The sequence below is a fragment of the Mesorhizobium sp. P2_H9 genome (genome assembly GCF_056403215.1).
The window spans coordinates 447583-471936 of the sequence record NZ_JBFUFX010000002.1 but is presented as its reverse complement, the minus strand read 5'-3'; the positions used below and the strand labels follow the sequence as shown (position 1 = coordinate 471936).

The following is a 24354-nucleotide window of genomic DNA, read 5'->3' as shown; positions in this document are numbered from 1 at the left end:
AAATTCCGGAGCCGCTTGCAGCCACCATGCAGAGTTTTGATTTCATCGTCGTCGGCTCCGGCTCGGCCGGCTCGGTTCTGGCGGAAAAACTGTCGGCTTCCGGCCGTTTCTCGGTGCTGGTGCTGGAAGCCGGCGGCACCGACCGCCGCTTCTACGTGCAGATGCCGCTCGGCTACGGCAAGACTTTTTTCGATCCAGCGGTCAACTGGAACTACAAGACCGAGCCGGATCCCGGCCTTGGCGGCAATGTCGACCACTGGCCGCGCGGCAAATTGCTCGGCGGTTCGAGCTCGATCAACGCCATGGTCTGGATCCGCGGCGCGCGCGAGGATTTCGATGCCTGGGCAGCCGCCGGCAATCCCGGCTGGGGTTTTGACGACCTCCTGCCCGCCTTCAAGGCGCTGGAGGACAATCAGGCCGGCGCCGACGCATGGCGCGGTGTCGGCGGGCCACTGCACATCACCGATTGCTCGAAGTCAGTCCATCCGCTGACCAGCCGTTATCTCGCAGCGGGCCAACAGGCCGGGCTGCCGCTCAACCCGGATTTCAACGGCGCAGCGCAGGAGGGTGTCGGCGTCTACCAGATCACCACCAGGAACGGCCGCCGCATGTCGGCGGCGCGGGCTTTTCTGCATCCTGCGATGAAACGAAAAACCGTCCGCGTCGAGATGAACGCACGGGCGACCAGAATTCTGTTTCAGGGCAAGCGCGCCATTGGCATCGAGTATCTGCAGAATGGCGAGACGAAAACCGCTCGCGCCGGCCGTGAAGTGATCCTTTCAGGCGGCTCGATCAACTCGCCCCAGTTGCTGCAGCTGTCCGGCATTGGCCCCCAGGCGCTGCTTGGCAGTCTCGGCATTCCCTTAGTCCATGCCAACGAGAATGTCGGCGCTAACCTGCAGGACCATGTCGGCATCAACTACACCTTCAAGGGCAAGCTGCCGACGCTCAACCAGATCCTGCGCCCGTGGTGGGGCAAGCTGTTGGTCGGCATGCAATACATCCTGACCCGTTCCGGTCCGCTGTCGCTGTCGATGAACCATGCCGGCGGCTTCTTCCGCACCGATCCGGCGGCGACGCGGCCGAACATGCAGCTCTATTTCCAGGCCTTCTCGACCCTCATTCCGAAAAGCGGCGAGCGCCCGATCCTGACGCCCGATCCGTGGCCGGGCTTTTCCATCGGCCTGTCCAACTGCCGGCCGTCGAGCCGTGGCGAGATCATGATCCGCTCCAGCAACCCGCGCGACTATCCCAAAATCGTCGCCAACGCCTATTCGACCAACGCCGATGTCGACGAGATGCTGGCGGCGGTGAAATTCGTGCGCAAGATCGCCTCGATGCCGGCGATGGCCGAGATCATCGAGGAAGAGGTTCTGCCAGGCCCGTCGATCAGGTCCGACGCCGATCTGATCCAGGACTTCAGAAAACGCTCGGGCACCGTCTACCACCCGGTTTCGACCTGCCGCATGGGACCTGATCCCGCGCGCGCCGTTGTCGACTCGCGTTTGAAAGTGCACGGTCTCGAAGGCCTGCGTGTCATTGACGCCTCGATCTTTCCCGACAACATCACGGGTAACACCAACGCCGCCTCCATCCTGACCGGATGGAAGGGCGCCGAACTGGTCCTGGAGGATCAAAAATGAAGATCACCGACGTCAAGACCTGGGTTGTCGGCAACCCGCCACCCGGCATCGGCGGCAAGTATTTCATCTTCGTCAAGCTCACCACCGATGGCGGCGTGGTCGGCTATGGTGAGGCCTACAACGCCACTTTCTCCGCCCATGTCACAGCGAAGATGGTCGAAGACATGGCCGAGCGCTATCTCCTGGGACGCGACCCGCACGACATCGAGAACTTCTTCCGCCGCGCCTATTCCTCCGGCTTCACCCAGCGCCCCGATGTTTCCGGCATGGGCTGTTTTTCCGCACTGGAAATGGCCTGCTGGGACATTATCGGCAAGGAAGCCAACAAGCCGGTCTACAAACTGCTCGGCGGCCAGGTGCACGAGACGCTGCGCTCCTACACCTACCTCTATCCGCACACCGGGAGCGTCCATTCCGAGGATGCGCACGGCAAGAACGTCTACAACGACCCCGATCTGGCCGCTGCCTGCGCGCTCGAATACGTCGAGCAGGGCTTTACTGCGGTTAAGCTCGACCCGGCCGGCCCCTACACCGCGTTCGACGGCCACCAGCCGCGCCTCGTCGACATCGACCTCTCCACCCGTATGGTCAAGGCGATCCGCGAAGCCGTCGGCACCCGCGCCGACATCCTGTTCGGCACGCACGGCCAGTTCACCGCCTCTGGCGCGTTGCGCATGGCGCGCGCCATCGAGCCCTATGACCCGCTGTGGTTCGAGGAGCCGGTTCCGCCTGATATGCCCGAAGTGATGGCGCAGGTTGCGCGGGGCACGTCGATACCGATCGCCACCGGCGAACGGCTGACGACCAAGTTCGAGTTTGCCCGCGTTATCGAGAACCGCGCCGCGACCATCCTGCAGCCCGATCTCGGCCGCTCCGGCGGCATTCTCGAGACCAAGAAGATCGCCGCCATGGCCGAGGCCTACCACATCCAGGTCGCTCCGCATTGCTATTGCGGACCGATCGTCGGCGCGGCCAACATCCAGCTGGCGGTGACGCTGCCCAACTTCCTCATCCTAGAATCGTTGAAGCAGTGGGACGGTTTTCACGCGACGCTGCTGAAGACAAAGATCGAATGGCAGGACGGCAATGTCATTCCGTCGAGGGAACCCGGCCTCGGCGTCGAGCTCAACGAAGCCGTCTGCGACGCGCATCCCTTCACCGGCAAGGAACTGCATTTGCAGATGATGCAGACGCCGTTGATGCCGTGAGCACGCGCGAAAACTACGCCTTCATCGGTCTTGGCCATCTCGGCGCCAACCTTGCCGCCAGCCTGATCCGCAATGGCTTTGCCGTCACCGTCTATGACCGCGACCCCACTGCCGTCGAACGCCTGGTGGCGCTCGGTGCTACGGCTGCCAAAAGTCCGGCCGAAGCCGCCGCCCGTGCCGGTAACGCCATCACGTGCCTGCCCTCGCCCAAGATCAGCGAAGCGGTGCTGGCCGGCCCGGACGGGTTGCTCGAAGGTCTGCCCAAGGGCGGCACCTGGATCGAGATGTCGACCAACGGCCGCGACGAAATCCTGCGGCTGGCAGCCCTCGCCTCGGCCAGCGGCATCGAGACACTAGAATGCCCGGTCACCGGTGGCGTGCACCTGGCGGCCGTCGGCAAGATCACCGCGCTGGTCGGCGGCGATGCAGCGCTCTATGCGCGCCATCGCCCGGCCATCGAGGCAATGTGCGCAAAATCGTTCCTGATGGGGTCGGTCGGCTCTGCGGCGGTGATCAAGGTCATCACCAACATGCTGGCCTTCATCCATCTCGTCGCCGCCGGCGAGGCGCTGATGCTGGCCAAGCAAGGCGGGCTCGACCTCGCCCAGTCTTATCACGCCATCGTCGCGTCCTCCGGCAACAGCTTCGTCCACGAGACCGAAAGCCAACTGGTGCTGAACGGCTCCTACGACATCGGCTTCACCATGGACCTGGCGCTGAAGGACCTCGGCTTTGCGCTCGGCATGGGCGAAAAATTCGGCGTGCCGCTCGACCTTGCATCACGCGTCAACGCGATCTTTGAGCACGGCAAGACCGCCTATGGCGGCGGCGCTTGGTCGACCCAGATCGTCAAGCTGCTCGAAGATGCAGTTGGAACCGACCTGCGCGCACCCGGTTTTCCGGCCAAGTTGGAAATCTGAGGCGGCTAAATTTTACCAGCGATTTCAGCGAATTGGGCAGCCGGGCGGAATCAAGCCCGCAGCTGCCTGAATCAACCTCTTAACGTCTTGACTCAATATCTGAGCGTCAGCGCCCCAGGCAGTATCTCAAAGGTCGCCGGAATACGACCCGGCGACTCGCCATCTATATCGACCAGGGCGCCGTTCTTTTCCACATCGCCGAGCGGTTCGACAACCACTTTCTTGCCACGCAAAATGGTGATCGCCGGATGGTTGCGGTGCCGGCCGCCATAGAGCAGGCGGATGTCCCAGATCAACTTCAGCTTGCCCGCCGCGCGCAAGATGACGATGTCGAACTGGCCATCGTCCAATTCGGCATCCGGTGCGATCATCATGCCGCCGCCGAAGAATTTTCCGTTGGCCACCGCCACCAGCGCCATGCGCGCTTCGACCGGCGTTCCGTCGTCGACGGTGATCCGGACATCCTGAAAGCGGTAGCGAATAAACTCGACCACAGTCCGCCACAGGAACAGCGCCTTGGCCGACATCTTGCCCTTGCGCTTATCGGCGTTGACGGCGCGGTCGGTGGCGCCGGAGAGGCCCAGGCTGGCGATGTTGATGAAGTGGCGGCTGGCCAGTGCGCCATGGTCGTCGATGTAGCAGATGCGCCCGGCATCGACCGTGCGAGCCTTGGCCTCGGCGATCCGCTTCAGCGTATCGTCCACCTCTTTCGGCAGGCCGAGCCCGCGGGCAAAGTCGATGCCGGTGCCGCAAGGCAAAAGGCCAAGCTCGGTCGTCAGGCCGCTTTCCTGGGAGGCCTGCAACAGCCCATCGGCCACTTCGCTGGCGGTGCCATCGCCACCCGCCGCGATCACCAGGTCGAAGCCGGTTGCCGCCAGGTCGAGCGCCAGCCGTTCGGCATCGCCCTCGGCTTGCGTCTCGCGCAGTTCGAAATCGCCAAAGTGCTTTTTCAGCGAAGCGGCGACCTCCGGCCAATGCCGTTTCAGCCGGCCGCCGCCGGCAATCGGATTGAGAATGACCCCGACCTTCAAGCACACCCTCCCCAGGGAGATCGAAGACGCTTGCGCCTCGAATCCTTTGCCGGCATTGAAGACCGCGCCGGACTGCAGAGCAAGGTCGAATGTCCCGAGCATACCACAAATGACTGGACCCGCCTGTCGGTTGGGTGCGGCCGAAAAAATCCCTTCGCTGCCGAACGTAGTCCCCGATAATCCCGCTATCCACAGGCTCGCAGCAGTATCGCAAACCACTTCCCCGGCGTACCTTGAACCCATCTCAGGCGGCTACCGATCGCCACGCCGAAAGGCAAAGCGAAAAGGCGGATTTCCTGAGGCCCGTACGGCCCGGAACGAGAGCAGGCTTGCCTGTTGGAGGGACGGATGCCGAGACCTACGGGGCCGCGGAAAGCGTGCGAACGCCAACGGCGGACCGATGCTGCCATGAAGGACGGCAAAAACCTTCGATGGCGCGCTGGGCGAAGCTCGCAAGGGTGGAGATCGGCGTGGTCTGGAACGGGCACTGCCCTCGGGTGGTGACTGGCAGGACCGTCAAAATCAAGGCCGGCAAGGCGCGATGACTTTACGGAAGTTGCTGCCGCGACCGTGTCCTGATCTGACAGGGAGGCGCTGGGAGAAATCCCGGCGCCGACTGTCTTTCTGGCCATCCCCCCGCAACCTGTCGTGGTGCCGCTTCACCCTGCGGCAGAATCGGCTACTATCGTCGCGTCGCTTGAAGGGGATACTTCATGACGTTGATCCAGAAGCGTGCCGATGACCTGCTGTACGCCTTCTCCGGCGTCTGGGCGGAGGCGGCGGCTTTCATCTCCCATCGCCAGGCGGTTTTCTATTTCAAGCTCGGCTCGGTCTGTCTGTTCGACGGTTTGCTCGGCCTGATCACCGGTTCGGGCTGCCTCGACGCCGGCATCGACCACTTCGCCACGGCCTGACCGGAATGTTCCTGTTCCGCTGGCTGAAGCGCATCATCAAGACGATCCTCTGGCTGATCGTCATTGTTATCCTCATCCCGATCGTCGGGTTGAGCTACGGCTTCCTGACCACGCCGTCGCTGGACACCGCACCTCTGGCGGGCATTGCCGATGGCGCGCCGCCGAAGGCGCTGGCCGACAAGGTCCGGGCCGAGCTTCCCGGCTACCAGCGGCCGGAGGAATCGACCTACCTCACCTACCCCGAACGGTCGATCGTCTACGCCGCCCGCGACTATGCCGGCTTCGTCGACAAGAACCAGCCGAGCGGCTTCCCCTACTTCGCCTATGTCGGCCGCTTCTGGCAGGACTACGCGATGATGATCCGGGCCAGCGCGAGCGACAAATTCAACTTCGACAAACACCAGATGCTGGTCGTCATCGGCACCAGCCACACGATCGAGCATGCCCTGCAATGGGCCTATGAGAACACGGTCGGCCGCATCACCGAGGCAACCGCCGGCAAGCGTACCGCCGCCGACATCTACCAGGCCAAGGTGGCGGGCGAATATGCGAGCTTTCTCGATCAGGTGCCATGGTACCAGTTTCCCTATGCCGACAAGCGTGCCGGACTGTTTGCCGTGCAGCCGGCGCCGGGCGACAGCGGCGTACGCACCAGCGAACGCAAGCTCGCCTTCGGCCTCGCCGACACGATCAAGCAAGCCTGCGCCGACCTGATCACCAAGGCACTCGCCGCCACCTCTGGCCCGGCCCTGCGCGACATCCATGTCTGGGCCAAAGGGCCGGTCGGCGAAGCAACGCACGATGAGGCCGACACCTTGCTCGAGCGCGATTTCGGCGCTGACGGCACGATCTTCGTCACCAAACGCTACCAGGTGTTCACCGAGATGATCCCGCGGCTGATCGACAAGGGCGTTTCCTTCGTCGAAATCGGCGGCAATGACGAGATCATGATCAGCGTTCTATCCGCCAGCGAGGTCGCCCCGCCGGAGGGTGCCCGCATCTTGTTCAGCTACCCGCTTCCGGCCCAACCGGAGATGCACCGCACCGGCCTGACCGTTGCCGTGCGCAAGCTGCATCTGGTGCTGCCGGCGCTGATCAAGGCCGGCGCCAAGCTCGAACACGTCTACGATTACTGAGGTTTTTCGGTCACAGCTGGCACCCTTGGGCGTCATGTCGCGCTTCGCCGCGCTCATTCCTTGATCGTGGCCAAAATCCCGCCTTGTTCCGCAGCGATGGAGAGGCTGCCGTGGGGCAATTCGAAGGGACAAGACCGTGATCAAGACCGCCCTTGTCGCCATGACCATCGTCGGCTGCGACTGCGACGCCAAGCTCTGCGAGTATATCGGCGAAACGCCGGCCAAATGGGCGACCATCGCCGACTGCCAGGCGGCGATGAAAAGCCAGATGTTGCACCAGAAAAATTTCAACTACCCGCTGGTCTCCGGCATCTGCCGCACGAAGGGCTCGTCGTCCTCCTCGCAACTGGCCGCGACCGCGTCCCGCCCGGAGTTGAAGCCTGTCAGCAAGGTCGTCAGGGTTGAAAGCCCGCTGCCGCCGGAACTGAGCCATCGGCCGAGCGTCCCCGTCGGCTCGCCGACGACGGCCATGGACGCGGCCGCTGCCCGGCCCGTCGCCTATGAACAAGTGGTCAATGGCGGAACCGGCGTGCTCTATCGCACGAAAAACGGTTACGCCGTGGTCAAGACCGACCTCGGCCGCGCCGCGTCCGCGACTGTCGGCATCGCCAAGCGGTCGGCGAACTGGCTGACGGGGCTGATGCCGGACGGGCTGTAAGCCCGACTGGACAACAGGCTCTAAAGCTTAATTTCAAGGCTCTGCCAGAATCTGTCGATCAGCGGCCCTTCGGTCTTGGCGTTTTCCTCGCCAAGGCGCGTGACCATGATGACGCCCTGATCCGACGCGCCGAAGCTGAGCACCTCATAGTCGGCGCTTTCGGTTCGCGTTTTGACCGTGGCACGGATGCCGGTCAGTTCCCTGCCATCGGCAAGCTTGCGCGTTGTCGGCTCCTGGGTGAGCGTCGCGCCCGCTTGCACCGATTCCTTAGTCATCTCCTGCAGCATCAGCTGGTTGAGCGCCACCGGGTTCATTGCCGAATATTCTTGCAGGATGACGATCGTTCCGAGCGCCGACGCCATCAGATACTGGCTGGTGTGCTCATCCAGATCGGTCTTGGTAACCTGGACGTCGCTCGGATGGACGAAGGAGAAATGGTCACCAGAAAAGGTGGCGAAGTCGTTGCGCTGGAGCGTCGCCCTGGCCTTCTTCCCATCCGGCAAGGTGACGTCGACGCTCTCGCCGGCATCGATATCGACGGCGACGCCGTCGATTGTCAGCTTGAACGCCTTGAGGTCTTCCGATCCTGCCGGGCCGCAGCAAAGCGCCACAACAGCCAGTGCCATCGCCGCTGATCTCGTTCGCATCGCCGCTCCTGCCGTCTGCTATGCCACGCCGCTTAGCGCTTTGATCGCACGGCAGAAGGTCGAGGAAAACAGCGCCATCGGATCAAATTGCCGTTTGCTGGCGAGGAACGCCGGCAATTCCGGATAGGACGCCAGCCGCAGAATGCAGCCGGTGGGGTTGATGAGCGTCATCCTGGTCGCCTGGCCCTGACTGGCAACATCGGCATGAAAGCGGCCGGCCCCGGACGGGACCGACCACTCCTGGGACAGGGGGCATTGTTGAAAAAGGTTCCGACAGCAGGCTGCTGCCGGCAATATCTCTACGAAGCTTTTTCGATCGACGTGACCAGCCCGGTCTTGTCGTCGACGGTCACCGCCACCTTGGCGCCGATCTTCAGTTTTTCGATCGCCGCTTCCGGCGGCAGCTGGTAGATCTTGCCGTCGTCCAGCGTGATCGACTTGGTTGTCGGATCGACCGCCTGGATGGTGCCTTGAACGGTCGCGGCATAGGCGGCGCCAACAAAGGCGAGCATGGCGGCGGTGGTCACAAGGATTTTCTTCATCGGTAGGTACTCCGTTTCAGTTTGCCGGGACCGCTGCCTCGTGGAAGCGGCAGCCACCGAACGCCCCGAAGCTGGTACGGAAAGCTACCGGCCGCAAATCACGTTGAATGAATTTTGCAAACAGAATCAGCTACTTAATTCTGACACATTGTCAGACGGTCCCGCTGATCCGGCCAATCGGGCGGTCGCCTGCTACAGCGCTTTTCCCACGAAAAGAGTCGGTTAGTCGCCCGAAACAACCGTCTTGTGACCATCACGCGCCTGCCGCATTTCGCGGCCGGCGGCATCACGAAATGGTTCTCATAACATCGCCGAGGACACATTTTGTTTCCTGATCCGGCTAGCCCGCGTCGTCTTTCGCGCCGATCTTGCGCACCAGCGCCGCCGTCGCCAGCATAGCGCCCATGTCGGCGATCATCGGCGCGATGTGGCTGGTGTAGTCGAGCGGCACGGAAATAGCGGGCAGTTCGAAAAAATTCTTCGGCTGCGGCAAAAGCAGGAAACCGTCGCTGCCGTTGAGCGCCACCCGTGCCTGGTCCTCGGGCCATGTTTCATGCAGCCATTTCAGCGCCTGCGCCAGCCGGCCGGTCACCAGCGGCTGGGCGGCCGCGATATTGTCGGTGCGAAATTCGTAGGCAGCATCGAGCGCCGCGTCGCCGGATGACAATTCCTGCATCTTTGCTGTGAATATGCTGCGGAAGAAACCGACGACCGCATTGGCCCGCCGCGCCGCCACCAATATGCCGGGGAACGGCGCAATCGTCTCGAAGGCAACGATGACGCCCTTGAATACCGTCGACGAGCTTTTGGCCGTCCCTACGCGCAACTCTGCCTCGTAGAGTTCGAACGGAAAGTCCTCGTAGCGGCCGGACACGATGTCGTCGAAGGCCTGCCGGTTGAAGGAGCCGACCACGGCGCGCGGCAGCCGGTCGAAGGAATTCGGCGTCACGCCATGCTGATAGCGCATATCTCTGATGAAACCGAAGATGATCGGAAGCAGCGTGTCGCGAAACGATTGCTGCAGCCGCGTCGCCGGTGTGATCGCCAGGAAATAGAGCAGCAGCGCTGTGAAGAAGCAGCCGACATAGAGGAACACATGCGGTGTCGAGAACCACTGCTCGTTGGCGTCGGCGACCTTGTTGAACAGCCAGGCCACCAGCACGACAAAGACCAGCAGCGGCCCCAAAAACACCGGCACCCGCCAGCGCACCTGGCGGTAGGCCGACGCCCGTCCGGCCTCATAAGCTTCGATATTTTTCCTGATGCCAGCGATCACCGCTTCGCTCGGCATGAAATCTGCTGTTTCCATCGCCCCCTCGCAAGCCTTTGAGCAATTCCAGGAAAAGTGTGAGCGGTTTTCCGCCCGGAATCGCGTAAAAACAGAGATAGAGCGGATCGCCGTTTCCGCGAAACGGTGAAACGCTCTAGTGGCCCATGATAGCCGCTTTCGCGGGAAAGTCGTCAGCCGCCAAAGATCGTCTTCAACCGACCCTCGACCCTGCCACGCATCCGACCCTGCAGCGCCGCCACCGGCACCAGCCGCTCATGATTGCCGGCGCGCACCCGCATGAAAGGGTGCAGCCCGTAGGCGGCGATCGCGCCGCGCTTGCCGAGATCGGCACTAACGTCGACGACGAAAACGCAACCGATGCGGCCGGGCCATGGCTGGTGGGCAAAGGCGGTGCCAAGAAAATCGCCAAGCCCATAGGCGACAAGCGCCTTGCCGAGCCGCTCAACCGGCTGCACGACATGGGCGTGGTGGCCGGCGACCAGTCCAACGCCGTGCCCGGCCAGATGCCTGGCCAGCGCCCGCGTTTGCGCGCGCGGAAAATGCCGGAACTCCCAATCCCAATGCGGCACGGCGCAGAGCAGATCGGCGCCCTTGGCCGCATCGCGCGACCAAAGTGCCGGATCGCTTTGCATGGACACGCGGCCGGCAAACAAAGCCGCGTCGGCATTGCGCCACAGGGTGAAGGCGGCAAAGCCGATGGTCAGCGGCCCGACCGCAATCCGCGCGATCGGACCTTTGGCAGTGGTACCTATGCTGCGGATGCCGAGGCGTTTCAGCGCCGCAACCGTCTCGTCAAAGCCCGCCACGCCCTGGTCGAACACATGATTGTTGGCCAGCGACAACACGAGCTTCTTGCGTGGGATGCCGACAGCCGCCAGCGCGTCTGCAAGAAATCGCTCTGTCATCGCATGATGCGTGCCAAGCCGCGTGCCGGCGACAACCCTTGGTCGCTCCACGACCGGACTTTCGCAATTGCCGATCACCAGGTCGGCGGTGCCAAGCAGCGCCGCGATCGCCGGGTCGCATTCGGGCATGGCACGATTGGCAACCGCCGAGATATCGCCAACGAAGGCCAGCCGCACCGTCCGCGCCGGCGGCGGTTCGATCATGGTTGCGGCCGCCGGTGCAAAGCCATTGATATCGCCACTGAGCGAAGGCTTCAGGAAGCGCGGCAGCCACGACAGTTTATAGGAAAGCGGATAGTTCGACACGCGATGTCCAATCGTTTGCCTTGTGTAGACTGTCTGCCGGGATCGTTGAAGCGTCGAAGTCTTGGCCAATTGAAATACAGGCCCGCACCGCATCAGCACCGGCAGGCGCAGCGCAGCAGATGCGTGTATGGTTGCAGCGGAACAGCCATCGGAGGATCATTATGAAGCGACTTTCGACCCTGCTGGCATCAGCGTTCATTCTGCTGCTGCCGCTGTCTTCCTCTTTCGCCGCGGCGCCAGATGCCGCAAACGCTCTGTTCGAGGCCAGAACCGTGGCAGAGCGGAACAGCGCGCTGGCCGCGTTGGAGGCCGCCGCCCCCACCGATTCCGCATCGGCCTATGCCGCCGGCGCCGGCGAATTCTTCGCCGCACTGGAGATCCTGGCCAGTGGCCTGCACCGCCACGGTTTCGAGAGCCCGCAATCCTTCATGCTACCGCTGATGCGGCTGCCGGTGCCGGAAAATCCCAATCCCGAGCCGCTGACCTACGAGCAGTTTCGCGCCATCCTGGTCGCCTTCCGCGACCGGCTTGAAAAGTCCGCGGCAACGCTGGGTTCAGTGCCCGCCGATGCCGATATCGGCATGGAGATCGATCTCGCCCATGTCGGCGTCGACCTCGACGAGGATGGCAACATCACGCCGCAGGAAAGTCTCGCCGCAATCATGGCGGCACTGTCCAACAATAGCGGCGATGCGCCGGACGCCACCCCGCTCATCTTCCGCTTCGACCGCGCCGACGGTTTCTGGCTGCAGGGCTATGCCGAATTCCTGATGGCGCAGGCGGATTTTTGGCTGGCGCATGACTTCAGGAACATGTTCGACGGCTCGTTTCACATGCTGTTTCCGCGCGCAAAACTGCCGCTGCAGGACATTCTCGTCCCGCCGGACGGCGGCATGGGCGGCGGTATCCTCACCTCGGAATGGCGCCTCGCCGATTTCATCTCTCTTGTGCATCTCATCAACTGGCCGGTGGTCGAGCCGGAGCGCCGTCAAGCAGCGCGGCGTCATCTGCTGGAAATGATCCGGCTGTCGCGCGAAGACTGGAAATCGATCCGCGCCGAGACCGACAATGACCGCGAATGGCTGCCCGGCCCGCAGCAGAAAGGCACCAACCGGCTCACCGGCCTCGAAGTCGGCGAGGAGCAGGTCCAGGCCTGGCTCGCCACCTTGACCATGGCCGAGGATCTGCTCGAAGGCCGCACCTTGCTGCCGCATTTCCGCATCACCGGCAAAGGCATCAACATGAAGCGGTTCTTCGACGAACCGAAAACCTTCGATCTGGTGCTGTCGATCACCGGCCCGGCCGTCGCCCCCTATCTCGAAAGCGGAAAGATCCTGACCAGCGAGGAATTCAACCAGATCCAGCGCCAGTTCGGCGGCAGCGGGTTTCTGACGTTTGCGCTGTGGTTCAATTGAGGGGAGAGAGCGGTTCCAGGCGACACGGCTCCTGACACCCTTGTGTCAGCAGCCTGGTTTCGTCCCGAGCGGCTCGCCACTCGGCTCTTTCCATTTTGGCTGACTCTGCCCATATTCGGAACATGGCCAAATCTCCCGATAAAAAGACGCCGCCGCCGGCGGGCGACAACAGCGCTTCGCCACCCAAGCGGCGCAGCCCGCTGACCGATTTCCTCGATGCCTCTCAGCCCCTGCACAAGGGCGGCTTTGCCGAGGCGCCGCAAGCCGAATTCAGCGGTGCGCCGCTGACCGGCTCGATCGCCGATTGGGCCGAGCAGATCGAACAGGAAGCCGAGAAGGAAGGGCGCGCCTCCAGCAAGTCGCCGAAGGCCGCAAAAAAGATCCCTGAACGCTCCGCCGCGCCCGGCCGCTCGGCGCGCGGCACTTCGATGGGCGGCGCGGCCTCGGCTCGGGAGCGAACCGCGGCTGGCCTCAATCCAGTCGCCGGCCTCGACATTTCGCTGGAGGACGCCGAGACCATGGCCTCCGGCGGCGTCACCGCCACGGTCGCCGCGCTGTCGGCGCTGATCGAATCCGGCAATCCCTTGCACAAGGACGGCGTGCTTTGGACACCGCACCGCCCTGCCCGTCCGGAAAAATCTGAAGGCGGCATCGCCATCAAAATGGTGTCGGATTTCGAGCCGGCCGGCGACCAGCCGACGGCGATCAAGGATCTGGTCGAGGGCGTCAACGACAATGACCGCACCCAGGTGCTGCTCGGCGTTACCGGCTCGGGCAAAACATTCACCATGGCCAAGGTGATCGAGGAGACGCAGCGCCCTGCCCTSATCCTGGCGCCCAACAAGACGCTGGCGGCSCAGCTCTATTSCGAGTTCAAGARMTTCTTCCCSRAMAAYGCSGTSGAGTATTTCGTCTCCTACTACGATTACTACCAGCCGGAAGCCTACGTCCCGCGCACCGATACCTTCATCGAGAAGGAATCCTCGATCAACGAGCAGATCGACCGCATGCGCCATTCCGCGACGCGCTCGCTGCTCGAGCGCGACGACGTCATTATCGTCGCCTCGGTGTCTTGCATCTACGGTATCGGCTCGGTCGAGACCTACACGGCGATGACCTTCCAGATGCAGATCGGCGACCGGCTCGACCAGCGCGCCTTGCTCGCCGATCTCGTCGCCCAGCAATACAAGCGGCAGGACATCAACTTCGTCCGCGGCTCGTTTCGCGTGCGCGGCGACACGATCGAGATCTTTCCGGCCCACCTTGAGGATCGCGCCTGGCGCATTTCGATGTTCGGCGACGAGATCGAGCAGATCACCGAATTCGATCCGCTGACCGGCCAGAAGACCGGCGAGCTGAAGAGCGTCAAGATCTACGCCAACTCGCACTATGTGACGCCGCGTCCGACCCTGAACCAGGCCATCAAGTCGATCAAGGAAGAGCTCAAGCACCGGCTGGTGGAGCTTGAGCGCGCCGGCCGCCTGCTGGAGGCGCAGCGGCTGGAGCAGCGCACACGCTTCGATCTGGAAATGCTGGAAGCCACCGGCTCCTGCGCCGGCATCGAGAACTATTCGCGCTATCTCACCGGCCGCCAGCCCGGTGATCCGCCGCCGACCTTGTTTGAATACATCCCCGACAATGCGCTGGTCTTCATCGACGAAAGCCACGTCACCGTGCCGCAGATCGGTGGCATGTATCGCGGCGACTTCAGGCGCAAGGCGACGCTGGCCGAATACGGCTTCCGTCTGCCGTCGTGCATGGACAACCGGCCGCTGCGCTTCGAGGAATGGGACGCTATGCGGCCGCTCTCGGTGGCGGTTTCAGCGACGCCCGGCGGCTGGGAAATGGAACAGTCCGGCGGCGTCTTCGCCGAGCAGGTCATCCGCCCGACCGGCCTGATCGACCCACCGGTCGAGGTGCGTCCGGCCAAGAGCCAGGTCGACGATGTCGTTGGCGAAATCCGCGATACCACCAAGGCCGGTTACCGCACGCTGGTGACGGTGCTGACCAAGCGCATGGCCGAAGACCTGACCGAATATCTGCACGAGCAAGGCATCCGCGTCCGCTACATGCACTCCGACATCGACACGCTGGAGCGCATCGAAATCCTTAGGGATTTGCGCCTCGGCGCTTTCGACGTGCTGGTCGGCATCAACCTGTTGCGCGAGGGTCTCGACATTCCCGAATGCGGCTTCGTCGCCATTCTCGACGCCGACAAGGAAGGCTTTTTGCGCTCGGAGACGTCGCTGATCCAGACCATCGGCCGCGCCGCTCGCAATGTCGACGGCAAGGTCATCCTCTATGCCGACCAGATCACCGGCTCGATGGAGCGGGCGATGGCCGAGACCGGTCGCCGCCGCGAGAAGCAGATGGAGTGGAACGAGGCCAACGGCATCACGCCGGAATCGGTCAAGTCGCGCATCTCCGACATTCTCGATTCGGTCTACGAGAAGGACCACGTCCGCGCCGATATCTCGCAGTTCACCGACAGCGCCGGCGCCATGATGGGCAACAATCTGAAGGCCCATCTCGACGCCATGGACAAGCAGATGCGCGAGGCCGCCACCAATCTCGATTTCGAGAAAGCCGCCCGCATTCGCGACGAGATCAAGCGGCTGCGCGAGATGGAGCTGTCCATCTCCGAGGACCCGCTCGCCAAATATGCCGACATGGAAAGCCCAGTCTCGGGCCGCGAGAAGGGCAAGCACAACAAGGGCGTGGCCAAGCATCGTACATCAGAGGAACAGGAGCGTTTCCGCAAGCTCGACGCGGCACAAGCCGCCGAAGCGGCGGCCAAGGCTGCCCGGCCCAACCTCTTCCGCAAGCCAGATCTCGACGCCATGGGGCCAGGCACCGACATGCCGACACCGGCCGGTGCGGTGTCGCGCGTGCTGTTCAAGAAACAATCAGCCGAAGAGGCGCATGGCTCCGACTTCGGCATTCCGGGTGACACCACCAAGCCGCTGTTCAAGAAGAATTCTCTCGACGAGATGACCGTGCGGCGGACCGAAACGCCGATCGAAGGCGACAAGCCGGTCAAGCGCGAACGCGCCGGCATCGGCTCTTATGAAGATCCGGCAGATGCTCGCCGCGAAAAGCGCCGGCCGGGCAAGACGGGCAGGCCGGGACGGTAGCGCCTGCTTTTCCTTCTCCCACAAGAGGAGAAGGGAAGCGCTCCACCGTCGGCGCATTGATAGTCCCGGCTTTGCAACGCATGAGCAGCCCCGCTGGACCATGAGCCCACCCTTGCCAGCCGCCGGCGGAACCGATACGGCCGGTTGCGATCCCCTCCGCGCAGCAAGCCCTCCCACTGACCCCCCAACCATGAAACCCAGAGACGTCGCCTCCTACATCTTCCTGGCCATCACCTGGGGGTTGTCATTCCTGGTCCTGCTCAAGGTGGTGCATGCCTTTGGCTGGATCGGCGCGGTCACCTTGCGGTCGCTGATCGCCGGCGTCACGCTGCTGCTGCTGGCGGGTGCGACCAGGCGCAAGCTCGATTTCAGCGCCGGCTGGCGGCCATTCGCCATGGTCGGCGCAACGACGGTTGCGGCACAGCTGATCGGTCTGTCCTATGCCACCCCGCGCATCGGCACGGCGATGGCGGCCATTCTCGTCGCGGCGATCCCGCTGTTCTCGATGATCCTTTCCCAGCTTTGGGGGCTGGAGCGCATCACCGTGCGCGGGCTGGCCGGCCTGCTGCTCGGGGCCGCCGGCATCATGGTGCTCGTCGGCTTTCCCTCGGTGCCAATGACGACATCCTTCGCACTCGGCTGCGCCGCCTCGCTGCTCAGTTCCTTCTCGGCGGCATTCGGCAGCAACTACGCCAACCGTCATTTGCGCTCGGTTGGCTCGCTGGAAGTCACCAGTGCCGCCTTCCTGTTTGGCGGGTTGATGACGCTGCCGCTGCTGCTCGCCGTGCCGGTACCGGCAATGCCGCGCGTCGTGGACTTCCTCTATCTCGCCATTCTCGCCTGCGTGATGAGCGCAATGACCTACGTCGTCTATTTCCGGCTGGTTTCCAGCATCGGCGCCACCAGGGCGATCAGCGTCGAGTTCGCCGTGACCGTGATCGCGGTGCTGGTCGGCACGGTCATGCTCGGCGAGTCGCTGACCATCATCCAGGGCTTCGGCGCGGTGGCGATCATCTGCGGTTGCTTGCTGGTGCTGGATCCGTTCCCGCGCCGGGCGAAAGCGGTCCCCTTGCCATCCGCCCAGCCTTTGGTGTAATCGCTCCGCACACTCGAACGTCTTGAAAGGAGGGCTCACGTGTTTGATTTTTCTCGTCACCATCGTCAGCGTGGCCCGATTTCTGCCCTGCGAGCTTGCTTGCAGGGCTGACCAGGGTCATCACGGGTTTTTCCCGCTTCGATTATTTGGTCTGCCCTTCGTGGTGCCGCAACGCCGAGCCTGATGGCCAGCCTGCGCACCGTCAAAGTGCATTGAACCGGACCTTTCCTCCGGACAGACCAGAGAAATCAAAATGGCCCTGATCAGCCTCAAATCCCTCGGCGTCACCATGAGTGCGCCGCTGTTCTCCAATCTCGACCTCACCATCGGCGCCGGCGACCGGCTCGGCATCGTTGCCGCCAACGGTCGCGGCAAATCCACTCTGCTCAAATGCCTGACCGGCGTGATCGAGCCGACCTCCGGCGACATCACCCGCACCCGCGGCCTGCGCGTCGGTCATGTCGAGCAGTCGGTTCCGCCAGCTCTCCTCGACCACAGCTTTCATCACATTGTCGCCGATGCCTTGCCGGCGGAGCAGGCCGAAAGCGAGCTGTGGCGCGTCGACGTGGTGCTGGATTCGCTCGATGTGCCGGAGCCGATGCGCGAACGGACGATGCGGGCCTTGAGCGGTGGCTGGCAAAGGCTGGCGCTGATCGCGCGTGTCTGGGTCACCGATCCGGATGTGCTGCTGCTCGATGAGCCGACCAACCATCTCGACCTCGCCAAGATCGGCCAGCTGGAAACCTGGCTGAACGCGTTGCCTCGCGAGGTGCCGGTGGTCATCGCAAGCCACGACCGTGCATTCCTCGACGCCGTCACCAACAGGACGCTGTTCCTGCGCCCGGAACAATCGCCGGTGTTTGCGCTGCCCTATTCCAGAGCGAGGCAGGCGCTGGACGAAGTCGACGCCTCGATGGCGCGCAAGTTCGAGCGCGACATGAAGGTGGCGCAGCAATTGCGCCGGCAGGCCGCCAAGCTCAACAACATCGGCATCAATTCGGGCAGCGATCTTTTGGTGGTCAAGACCAAGCACCTCAACCAGCGGGCAGAGCGCCTCGAAGTATCAGCGGCACCGGCACACCGCGAGAAATCGGCGGGCGCGATCAGGCTGGTCAATCGCGGCACCCATGCCAAGGTGCTGATCACGCTCGACGATGCGGCGGTCGAAACACCTGACGGAACCCTGCTGTTTCGGACCGGCAAGCGTCATATCTGCCAGGGCGACCGTATAGTCCTGCTCGGCCGCAACGGCGTCGGCAAGTCGCGCTTCGTCACCTTGATCCGCAACGCCATCGCCGAGCCGGAAACGGTGCCGAACGTGAAGGTGACGCCGTCGACGGCGCTCGGCTACAGCGACCAGGCGCTGGCCGGCATCAGCAGCGACGACACGCCGCTGGCGATGGTCTCACGCCGCTACGATGTCGGCGAGCAGCGCGCCCGCTCGCTGCTTGCCGGCGCCGGCGTGGTCATCGAGATGCAGGAGAAAAAGATCGCCGTGCTGTCGGGCGGGCAGAAGGCGCGGTTGATGATGCTGGCGCTCAGGCTCGCCAACCCCAACTTCTATTTGCTCGACGAGCCGACCAACCATCTCGATATCGACGGCCAGGAAGCGCTGGAGGGGGAACTGCTGGCGCATCAGGCAAGCTGTCTGCTCGCTTCGCACGACCGTTCCTTCATCAGGGTGATCGGCAACCGCTTCTGGCTGATCGAGAAGCGGAAGCTGATCGAGGTCGAGGACCCCGAGGATTTCTTCCGCTCGGTGGCCGAAGTGGCGGGTTGAGGAACTACCGGAATGCATGGGCCGCATGGCGTTGCGGCCCATGTTTTCGCATGTCTCGTAAAATACTTCCGGCGCTCTGTCGGATCGCCTGAACGTACCGCGTCCTTGGGATGCCGACACGATGATGCCGGCTTCATCTGAGGAGAAAGCATCATGTCCATTCTGTCATCCATAGGCCGCGTCGCCACCCGCTACGCACAGAACCGCGCCCGCCATCGCAGCGAGCGCGAGCTGCTGTCCCTGCCGATCGAACTGCGCAAGGATATCGGCTGGCCGGAAATCGTCATCGACGCGCAAAACGGCCCGCGGATCCGCAGGGCGCCCTGACCATGCGGTCGGACAATATCGATGTAGGCCGCCACGGGGCGACCATTGCTCAATCGTGCGTGTCGCCCGACAGCGGCGTCGCCTGCATCGATCCGCGCCTTTCGAAAGCCTCGAACCAGCGCCTCAGCCTGCCCGCTCGCGAAACGACGGAAGCTGGCGGAATGCCATCCAGGACAGTGTGGTGGCGAGCGCTATATGGCCGACATGGAGCGGGGCCTCATCATCCAGCGTGCTCTCGATCCAGTCATAGCTCGCCTCGATCTTGTCCCGGTATCCCTGGGCAAGAGCAGCATAACGCAACTGTTCGGGCCGCCTTTCCGTCTCCCAACGCAAAGCTATGCCCGTCTGCGCCAACCCTTGAGCGAATGCTTGCAGCCGCAATGCTTGCCAGCGCGCCTCTCCGTCTTGCGGCAGCAGCTTGCGGCCGTCATGCAGCGTGTCGAAATAGGCGCAGATGACATCGGAATCGAAGAGCGGCGACGCGTCTGGCCGCAACAGCACCGGCACCTTTCCAAGCGGGTTTTCGGCATAGATGCGCGCATTGCGCGAGGTCGGGCTGGTCTCGTGATGAATGACCTCGAGCCGATCGGCAATACCGACCTCATGCGCGAAGACGAGTGCCTTGCGCGCGAAGGGCGAGTGGGTCTGGTAGTAAAGGATCATGGTCGTCCCAAGGGGGCTTGAGGAAGCGGCGCGGAGCCCCCTTTTCTAGCCTGCGAGCTCCGAGATTTGCGCTCTGATTGGCGGCCCCCGACGCAAGTTCATTTCACGCAAAAAAATCGCGGCGGCCATGTAGGAATGCCGTCACCTCGTTCGTCCTATGGTCCGCAAGGCCAGATCACACGCCCGGACCCAACGCAAAGAGGAGCAAGACATGACCGACCAGACCCCCGTTCAGCCGGCCGCGAAAGTTCTCGGTGGATTGACCCCCTATCTGCAACTGGACGGCGCCTTCAAGGCTGCCGAGTTCTATAAGAAGGCTTTTGGCGCCGAGCAGGTGTTCTTCTACCCGCCGGATGACCAGGGCCGCACCATGCACATCCACCTTCACATCAACGGCTCGACGCTGATGCTCTCCGATTTCTACCCCGAAAACGGGATGCCCGCCGTCAAGCCGCAGGGCTACACCATGCAGCTCCACCTCGGCAGCGACGAGATCGAAGCCTGGTGGAAGCGCGCCGTCGAGGCCGGCTGCGAAGTCGCCGTGCCGCTCCAGGTCATGTTCTGGGGAGACCAGTGGGGCAACATGCGCGACCCCTTCGGTGTCGAGTGGGCCATGAACGCACCAGCCAAGAAAGCCTGAGGCTTTTACCTCTCCCCCTGTGGGAGAGGTCGGATTGCCCCGGATTGCTCTTGGCAATTCGGCTGGCAATCCGGGTGAGGGGTAACTTGGCGCCAAGCTGGGACACCCCTCATCCGTCTCGGCGCTGCGCGCCGATCCACCTTCTCCCACAAGGGGAGAAGGAAGAGCGCCGCTAACCCAGGAGAACCTCATGTCCTATGTCGATGGTTTTGTACTCGCCGTGCCCAAGGCGAATCTCGATGACTACAAAAGGCTGGCCAACCTCACCGGCCCCATATGGATGGAACACGGCGCACTCGCCTATGTCGAATGCATCGGCGACGACGTGCCCTATGGCGAGGTGACCTCGTTTCCGCGTGCCGTGCAGGCAAAAGACGACGAGATCGTCGTCTTTTCCTGGGTGGTCTATGAATCGAGGGAAAGTCGCGACACGGTGATGCCCAAGGTCATGGCCGACCCGCGTTTGACGCCCGATTGGGGGCCTATGCCCTTCGATATGAAGCGCATGATCTTCGGCGGCTTCCAGCCGTTCATGGAACTGTAGACCGGGCGTTCCGATGCCAACGGCAGAACGCGAAACTCGACTCGATTTCTCGAAAAAATAGGACCGACTTATGCGCAAGCTGATCGTTTTCAACAGCATATCGCTCGATGGCTATTTTACCGACGGGCACGGCGCCATGGATTGGGCGCACAGCCAGGACCCGGAATGGAACGCCTTCGTCGCCAACAATGCCAAAGGCGGCGGCATGCTGGTGCTAGGCCGCGTCACCTATGACCTGATGATCCAGTTCTGGCCAACGCCGCTGGCCGCACAGATCGCGCCGGTGGTCGCCGATCGAATGAACACCATGCCGAAGGTCGTGTTTTCCCGCACGCTCGACGCAGCCAGTTGGAACAACACCGAGTTGGTCAAAAGCGGACCAGCCGCGAAGCTCCGGGAACTGAAGCAGCAGCCGGGCAATCACATAACCATCCTGGGAAGCGGCAATCTCATCGCCCAATTGGCCGAGGAAGGTCTGATCGACGAATACCAATTCGTCATCGTTCCGGTCGTGCTCGGCGCCGGCAGGACGATGTTCGAAGGCATCGGCAAACGGCTCGACATAAAGCTGAGCCGATCGCAGACCTTTGGCAATGGCAACGTCTTTCTGTGCTACGAGCAGAAGGCGCAAGCCGATCAGCTCAAGGCATTGGCCTGATTGTTCAGTCCAGCCTGTCGAGCAACGGCTTGAGCCGGTCGCCATAGCGCTTCCACAGATCGACCGAGCCCTGGTACATCGGCTGGCGCACTTGCGCGGCCGAGGCCGTGCGCACGGGACGGTCGGTCTCGTGGAACGACAGCGCGGCGTCATCCCAGGGCAGGCCGAGATGGGCGATCAGCGCCCGCGTCTGCCCTTCCTGGTCGGCGACGAAATCCTCGTAGCGCACATCGTGCACGACGCCGGGCAGCACGGCGCGCCAATGCGCCATGATGTCGGTGTAGAGATTGTGGAAATCGGCGAGCTCGCCAAGGTCGTAGCCGTAGCGATGGCTGTCGCCGCGGAAATGCACCTTGTAGATCGACAGGCATGTCGCCGCCGCATCGCGCGCGCAATGGATGATCTTTGCCTTCGGCAGCATCAGATGGATGAAGCCGACCAAAAGGAAATTGCCCGGCATCTTGTCGGTGACATGCCGGAAGCCGGGATAGCGGGCGTGCAGCATGTCGAGATAGGCCTGACCTGCCTCGAAGAAGGCCTTGTCGGGCATGTCGGCTATGCCCTGGGGGAAGCCGCCCTTCATGGTCAGCGGAAACTGTTTTCCCACCGCCGTCTTCAGGATCGAGAGCTCGCCCGCGCCATAGACCTTGGGATGGCTGGCGATGATCTGCTCGATCAGCGTAGTGCCGGAGCGCGGCATGCCGACAATAAAGATCGGCGTGTCGTCGCTGATCGTGCTCGGTCTGTGCTTTTCGAAGAAGCCGGCGTTGAAGGTCGCCTTCATCGCCTCGAATTCGGCGCGCGTCCTGCCCGCATCGTAGTCGATGCCTTTGCGCCGGATCGCATTGCCCTCGGCGAAATAATCGAAGGCGCGGCCATAGTCCTTCAAATCGTCATTGGCCTTGCCGAGACCGAAGGACAGCTGCATGCGCGCCAGGCTGTCGGCCGCCGCCTTGGCATGCTGTGCCTCCATGCCGGTCAGTTCCACGTCGCGCTCCTTTTGCGGCTTGACCTGCGTCAGCATCAGCCAGGCTCTCGCCATGCCGGGATCGACCGCCAGCGCCTGCCGGAAGAGATCGGCCGCCTCGTCGAGCTTGCCCTTTTCCATCAGCCCGACGCCTAAGCCGTGCAACAGGTCGGCATCCTTCGGCCGGATCGTCAGCGCCTCGCGGAAGGTTGCCAACGCCTCATCCAGACGCCCTGCTTCCTGCAGCGTTTCGGCTAGCCCGATGCGTGCACGCACATGGAAGGGATTGCGTCCGACCGTGCCGCGATAGATGGCTTCGGCATCCTCGAACTGGCCGAGCTGTTTCAGCGCCGAACCGAGATTGTCGCGCGCCGCGAGCTGATCTGGCTTGAGGTTCACTGCACCGCGGAAGAAATCCACGGCCGCGGCAACGCGGCCGAGATCGCGCATCACCGTGCCGAGATTGTTGAGAAAATCCGGATTGTTCGGCAGCAAACGCACCGACTGTTCGAGCAACGCCAGCCCATCGGCGCTGCGCCCGGTCTGGTGCAGCAGCAGCCCGAGGAAATGCGCAGCCGCAGGGTGATTGGCCTTTTGCGCCAGCACCTGCCGGTACAGCATCTCGGCCTCTTGCCGGCGGCCGGCCTGATGCAGATGCAACGCCTGCTGCACGCGCTGGTCTAGCCCTAGCGGCGGCTGTCCGCCTGCGCCTGCCCGTTGTTTTGGATCTCTGGTGATGGGAAACCTACCGTGTTTGTCCGCTTGCCGGACCTAAGCCATGGCAGACGCAGATTCAAGAGCGGATCAAGACGGGATCCGCCCCTGTCAAATCAGGCGGTTGCTTTCGGCAAGCTGGCGCGCGCGGCGCAGCGTGCCGTCGGTGTCGGCGATCATCCGCCTTGCTGCCTCGTCGCTTCTGATCGTCAGCCGCGCCGAGATGACTTTGATCGGCTTGACGATCGGCTTGATTGTCACGGTGGAGCCGTCCGGGGTTTTTACAGAAATCATGTTTTCTCCTCCTACGCCTAAATAAAATACAAATGCCGGGACAAATGTTCCGGCGAAATATCAAACAATTTTTGAGAATGCGTCCGCACCCTATCAGCATTCTACAGATAGTTATAGGGGACGATTTTTGCGATAAGATCAGGGATTTACAGGAATCTTCTTGATTTATCCGGGATTCCGGAATAAAGATTTGAGGTCAATTTTGGGTCAGGCTTGGCATCTCGCGGCGTCAGAGTCTCGACCCGTCAACCTCATTCAAGATCGCCGATACCCAGATTGCCGATACAGGGCGCGCGACACCTCGCGACCATTTCTCTCTTTCAAGAAACCGCTCGCGCGGATTGATAGAACATCGAGGCACCAGAATGTCCGGCCGCACCACCCATTCCATCGCCCACTTCGCAGCACCTTTCGTGCTCGGCGGGCTGGAAGGAAAATTGCCGGCCGGCGACTATGACATCGACCACGACGAAGAGCTGATCGACGGCATGTCGTGGCTTGCCTGGCGCCGTGTCGCCACCTTCATCCATCTGCCGGCAAGGACGGTGAAAAGCCCGACCAGCCAGCTCATCGCCATCGACCACGCCGAACTCGAAACAGCGCTTCGGCAAGACCGGGAGAACGCCGCATGATCCGTTTCCAGCAGAATGCACGCCCACGCACCGACACGCCCGCGCATCTTTTCGCGATCGGCCAGACAGTGCGCATGAAAAGCCGCACCGGCCTGGTGCAGAAGACCGCGGAATTGTTCCAGATCAAGAGCATGATGCCGGTCAAGGACGGCTCGCCGCAATACCGCATCCGCAGCGAGCAGGAGACCCACGAGCGGGTCACCACGGAAGACAATCTCGAAGCGGCCGACAATCCGGCGGTCTAGACCATCGCGCTTGAATAACAAGACAGAGCCCCATCCCGATCCAC

24 protein-coding genes and 1 pseudogene are annotated in these 24354 nt (G+C 62.7%); 16 read left to right on the top strand and 9 right to left on the bottom strand.

Annotated elements, in window-relative coordinates:
- The first annotated feature begins 26 nt into the window (after window positions 1-26).
- Genes AC1DXN_RS05360 through AC1DXN_RS05350 form a run of 3 tightly spaced genes read left to right on the top strand, consistent with a single transcriptional unit; the run spans window position 27 to window position 3771 of the window.
- Window positions 27-1643, top strand: coding sequence for a GMC family oxidoreductase (locus AC1DXN_RS05360; RefSeq protein ID WP_477272693.1), 1617 nt, complete (start codon window positions 27-29; stop codon window positions 1641-1643).
- Entirely contained in the window at window positions 1640-2851 is a 1212-nt protein-coding gene (locus AC1DXN_RS05355) for a mandelate racemase/muconate lactonizing enzyme family protein (protein WP_477272695.1), read from the top strand. The genes AC1DXN_RS05360 and AC1DXN_RS05355 overlap by 4 nt, the downstream gene beginning before the upstream one ends.
- Complete coding sequence (locus tag AC1DXN_RS05350; protein WP_477272697.1) at window positions 2848-3771, top strand: NAD(P)-dependent oxidoreductase; 924 nt, start codon at window positions 2848-2850, stop codon at window positions 3769-3771. The genes AC1DXN_RS05355 and AC1DXN_RS05350 overlap by 4 nt, the downstream gene beginning before the upstream one ends.
- 92 nt (window positions 3772-3863) lie before the next feature.
- Here the strand turns inward: AC1DXN_RS05350 and AC1DXN_RS05345 are convergent, their stop codons facing one another.
- Window positions 3864-4802, bottom strand: a complete 939-nt coding sequence (locus AC1DXN_RS05345; protein ID WP_477272698.1) for a diacylglycerol/lipid kinase family protein — start codon at window positions 4800-4802, stop codon at window positions 3864-3866.
- 713 nt (window positions 4803-5515) lie between these two features.
- Between AC1DXN_RS05345 and AC1DXN_RS05340 the strand changes: the two genes are divergently transcribed.
- From AC1DXN_RS05340 to AC1DXN_RS05330, 3 genes are all read left to right on the top strand, one after another.
- On the top strand, window positions 5516-5716 hold the full coding sequence (locus tag AC1DXN_RS05340) for a hypothetical protein (RefSeq protein WP_477272700.1): 201 nt from the start codon (window positions 5516-5518) through the stop codon (window positions 5714-5716).
- Between the two features lie 5 nt (window positions 5717-5721).
- Complete coding sequence (locus AC1DXN_RS05335) at window positions 5722-6852, top strand: hypothetical protein (RefSeq protein ID WP_477272702.1); 1131 nt, start codon at window positions 5722-5724, stop codon at window positions 6850-6852.
- 136 nt (window positions 6853-6988) lie between these two features.
- A complete protein-coding gene (locus AC1DXN_RS05330; RefSeq protein ID WP_477245405.1) occupies window positions 6989-7510 on the top strand; it encodes a hypothetical protein in 522 nt (173 codons plus the stop codon).
- A 20-nt stretch (window positions 7511-7530) separates the two neighbouring features.
- On the opposite strand, the gene AC1DXN_RS05325 is transcribed toward AC1DXN_RS05330, so the two are convergent.
- The 5 genes from AC1DXN_RS05325 to AC1DXN_RS05305 form a co-directional block, all read right to left on the bottom strand.
- On the bottom strand, window positions 7531-8157 hold the full coding sequence (locus tag AC1DXN_RS05325; protein WP_477272704.1) for a hypothetical protein: 627 nt from the start codon (window positions 8155-8157) through the stop codon (window positions 7531-7533).
- Window positions 8158-8175: 18 nt separating this feature from the next.
- Window positions 8176-8328 carry a hypothetical protein gene (locus AC1DXN_RS05320; protein WP_477272706.1) on the bottom strand — a complete coding sequence of 51 codons (153 nt, stop codon included), beginning with the start codon at window positions 8326-8328 and terminating at the stop codon, window positions 8176-8178.
- A gap of 128 nt (window positions 8329-8456) precedes the next feature.
- Window positions 8457-8699, bottom strand: a complete 243-nt coding sequence (locus AC1DXN_RS05315) for a DUF1344 domain-containing protein (RefSeq protein WP_477272708.1) — start codon at window positions 8697-8699, stop codon at window positions 8457-8459.
- 340 nt (window positions 8700-9039) lie between these two features.
- Window positions 9040-10008, bottom strand: coding sequence for a hypothetical protein (locus AC1DXN_RS05310; RefSeq protein WP_477245411.1), 969 nt, complete (start codon window positions 10006-10008; stop codon window positions 9040-9042).
- 152 nt (window positions 10009-10160) lie between these two features.
- Window positions 10161-11201, bottom strand: a complete 1041-nt coding sequence (locus tag AC1DXN_RS05305) for a CapA family protein (protein ID WP_477272710.1) — start codon at window positions 11199-11201, stop codon at window positions 10161-10163.
- 161 nt (window positions 11202-11362) lie between these two features.
- Between AC1DXN_RS05305 and AC1DXN_RS05300 the strand changes: the two genes are divergently transcribed.
- From AC1DXN_RS05300 to AC1DXN_RS05280, 5 genes are all read left to right on the top strand, one after another.
- On the top strand, window positions 11363-12616 hold the full coding sequence (locus AC1DXN_RS05300) for a hypothetical protein (RefSeq protein ID WP_477272712.1): 1254 nt from the start codon (window positions 11363-11365) through the stop codon (window positions 12614-12616).
- A 122-nt stretch (window positions 12617-12738) separates the two neighbouring features.
- Window positions 12739-15750 (top strand): excinuclease ABC subunit UvrB, encoded by a 3012-nt coding sequence (gene uvrB / locus AC1DXN_RS05295; protein ID WP_477421482.1) that lies wholly within the window; start codon window positions 12739-12741, stop codon window positions 15748-15750.
- 190 nt (window positions 15751-15940) lie between these two features.
- Window positions 15941-16846: a DMT family transporter gene (locus AC1DXN_RS05290; RefSeq protein WP_477272716.1), complete on the top strand. Its 906-nt coding sequence runs from the start codon at window positions 15941-15943 to the stop codon at window positions 16844-16846.
- Between the two features lie 253 nt (window positions 16847-17099).
- Window positions 17100-18626, top strand: coding sequence for an ABC-F family ATP-binding cassette domain-containing protein (locus AC1DXN_RS05285; protein WP_477272718.1), 1527 nt, complete (start codon window positions 17100-17102; stop codon window positions 18624-18626).
- A gap of 153 nt (window positions 18627-18779) precedes the next feature.
- Window positions 18780-18953, top strand: coding sequence for a hypothetical protein (locus tag AC1DXN_RS05280; RefSeq protein WP_477272719.1), 174 nt, complete (start codon window positions 18780-18782; stop codon window positions 18951-18953).
- A 49-nt stretch (window positions 18954-19002) separates the two neighbouring features.
- On the opposite strand, the pseudogene AC1DXN_RS05275 reads toward AC1DXN_RS05280, so the two are convergent.
- Window positions 19003-19616: pseudogene (locus tag AC1DXN_RS05275) on the bottom strand (glutathione S-transferase family protein).
- A 211-nt stretch (window positions 19617-19827) separates the two neighbouring features.
- Between AC1DXN_RS05275 and AC1DXN_RS05270 the strand changes: the two are divergent.
- From AC1DXN_RS05270 to AC1DXN_RS05260, 3 genes are all read left to right on the top strand, one after another.
- Window positions 19828-20256, top strand: a complete 429-nt coding sequence (locus tag AC1DXN_RS05270) for a VOC family protein (RefSeq protein WP_477272721.1) — start codon at window positions 19828-19830, stop codon at window positions 20254-20256.
- Between the two features lie 190 nt (window positions 20257-20446).
- Window positions 20447-20800: a DUF1428 domain-containing protein gene (locus tag AC1DXN_RS05265; RefSeq protein ID WP_477272723.1), complete on the top strand. Its 354-nt coding sequence runs from the start codon at window positions 20447-20449 to the stop codon at window positions 20798-20800.
- A gap of 70 nt (window positions 20801-20870) precedes the next feature.
- A complete protein-coding gene (locus AC1DXN_RS05260; RefSeq protein ID WP_477272725.1) occupies window positions 20871-21458 on the top strand; it encodes a dihydrofolate reductase family protein in 588 nt (195 codons plus the stop codon).
- A gap of 4 nt (window positions 21459-21462) precedes the next feature.
- On the opposite strand, the gene AC1DXN_RS05255 is transcribed toward AC1DXN_RS05260, so the two are convergent.
- Entirely contained in the window at window positions 21463-23097 is a 1635-nt protein-coding gene (locus tag AC1DXN_RS05255) for a tetratricopeptide repeat-containing sulfotransferase family protein (RefSeq protein ID WP_477272727.1), read from the bottom strand.
- Window positions 23098-23250: 153 nt separating this feature from the next.
- Entirely contained in the window at window positions 23251-23433 is a 183-nt protein-coding gene (locus AC1DXN_RS05250; protein WP_477272729.1) for a hypothetical protein, read from the bottom strand.
- 365 nt (window positions 23434-23798) lie between these two features.
- On the opposite strand from AC1DXN_RS05250, the gene AC1DXN_RS05245 reads away from it, so the two are divergent.
- Both AC1DXN_RS05245 and AC1DXN_RS05240 read left to right on the top strand, forming a co-directional pair.
- The gene (locus AC1DXN_RS05245) at window positions 23799-24065 is read left to right on the top strand and encodes a hypothetical protein (RefSeq protein ID WP_477245440.1); all 267 of its coding nucleotides are present in this window, start codon (window positions 23799-23801) and stop codon (window positions 24063-24065) included.
- A complete protein-coding gene (locus AC1DXN_RS05240; RefSeq protein ID WP_477272730.1) occupies window positions 24062-24310 on the top strand; it encodes a hypothetical protein in 249 nt (82 codons plus the stop codon). Before AC1DXN_RS05245 ends, AC1DXN_RS05240 begins: the two co-directional genes overlap by 4 nt.
- The last annotated feature ends 44 nt before the right edge of the window (window positions 24311-24354 follow it).

Coding starts and splice junctions, on each gene's coding strand:
- AC1DXN_RS05265 (WP_477272723.1), top strand. CDS start 20,447: ATGTCCTATGTCGATGGTTTTGTACTCGCCGTGCCCAAGGCGAATCTC.
- AC1DXN_RS05270 (WP_477272721.1), top strand. CDS start 19,828: ATGACCGACCAGACCCCCGTTCAGCCGGCCGCGAAAGTTCTCGGTGGA.
- AC1DXN_RS05310 (WP_477245411.1), bottom strand. CDS start 10,008: ATGGAAACAGCAGATTTCATGCCGAGCGAAGCGGTGATCGCTGGCATC.
- AC1DXN_RS05250 (WP_477272729.1), bottom strand. CDS start 23,433: ATGATTTCTGTAAAAACCCCGGACGGCTCCACCGTGACAATCAAGCCG.
- AC1DXN_RS05335 (WP_477272702.1), top strand. CDS start 5,722: ATGTTCCTGTTCCGCTGGCTGAAGCGCATCATCAAGACGATCCTCTGG.
- AC1DXN_RS05355 (WP_477272695.1), top strand. CDS start 1,640: ATGAAGATCACCGACGTCAAGACCTGGGTTGTCGGCAACCCGCCACCC.
- AC1DXN_RS05260 (WP_477272725.1), top strand. CDS start 20,871: ATGCGCAAGCTGATCGTTTTCAACAGCATATCGCTCGATGGCTATTTT.
- AC1DXN_RS05360 (WP_477272693.1), top strand. CDS start 27: ATGCAGAGTTTTGATTTCATCGTCGTCGGCTCCGGCTCGGCCGGCTCG.
- AC1DXN_RS05245 (WP_477245440.1), top strand. CDS start 23,799: ATGTCCGGCCGCACCACCCATTCCATCGCCCACTTCGCAGCACCTTTC.
- AC1DXN_RS05240 (WP_477272730.1), top strand. CDS start 24,062: ATGATCCGTTTCCAGCAGAATGCACGCCCACGCACCGACACGCCCGCG.
- AC1DXN_RS05300 (WP_477272712.1), top strand. CDS start 11,363: ATGAAGCGACTTTCGACCCTGCTGGCATCAGCGTTCATTCTGCTGCTG.
- AC1DXN_RS05280 (WP_477272719.1), top strand. CDS start 18,780: ATGTCCATTCTGTCATCCATAGGCCGCGTCGCCACCCGCTACGCACAG.
- AC1DXN_RS05285 (WP_477272718.1), top strand. CDS start 17,100: ATGGCCCTGATCAGCCTCAAATCCCTCGGCGTCACCATGAGTGCGCCG.
- AC1DXN_RS05315 (WP_477272708.1), bottom strand. CDS start 8,699: ATGAAGAAAATCCTTGTGACCACCGCCGCCATGCTCGCCTTTGTTGGC.
- AC1DXN_RS05325 (WP_477272704.1), bottom strand. CDS start 8,157: ATGCGAACGAGATCAGCGGCGATGGCACTGGCTGTTGTGGCGCTTTGC.
- AC1DXN_RS05290 (WP_477272716.1), top strand. CDS start 15,941: ATGAAACCCAGAGACGTCGCCTCCTACATCTTCCTGGCCATCACCTGG.
- AC1DXN_RS05320 (WP_477272706.1), bottom strand. CDS start 8,328: ATGACGCTCATCAACCCCACCGGCTGCATTCTGCGGCTGGCGTCCTAT.
- AC1DXN_RS05340 (WP_477272700.1), top strand. CDS start 5,516: ATGACGTTGATCCAGAAGCGTGCCGATGACCTGCTGTACGCCTTCTCC.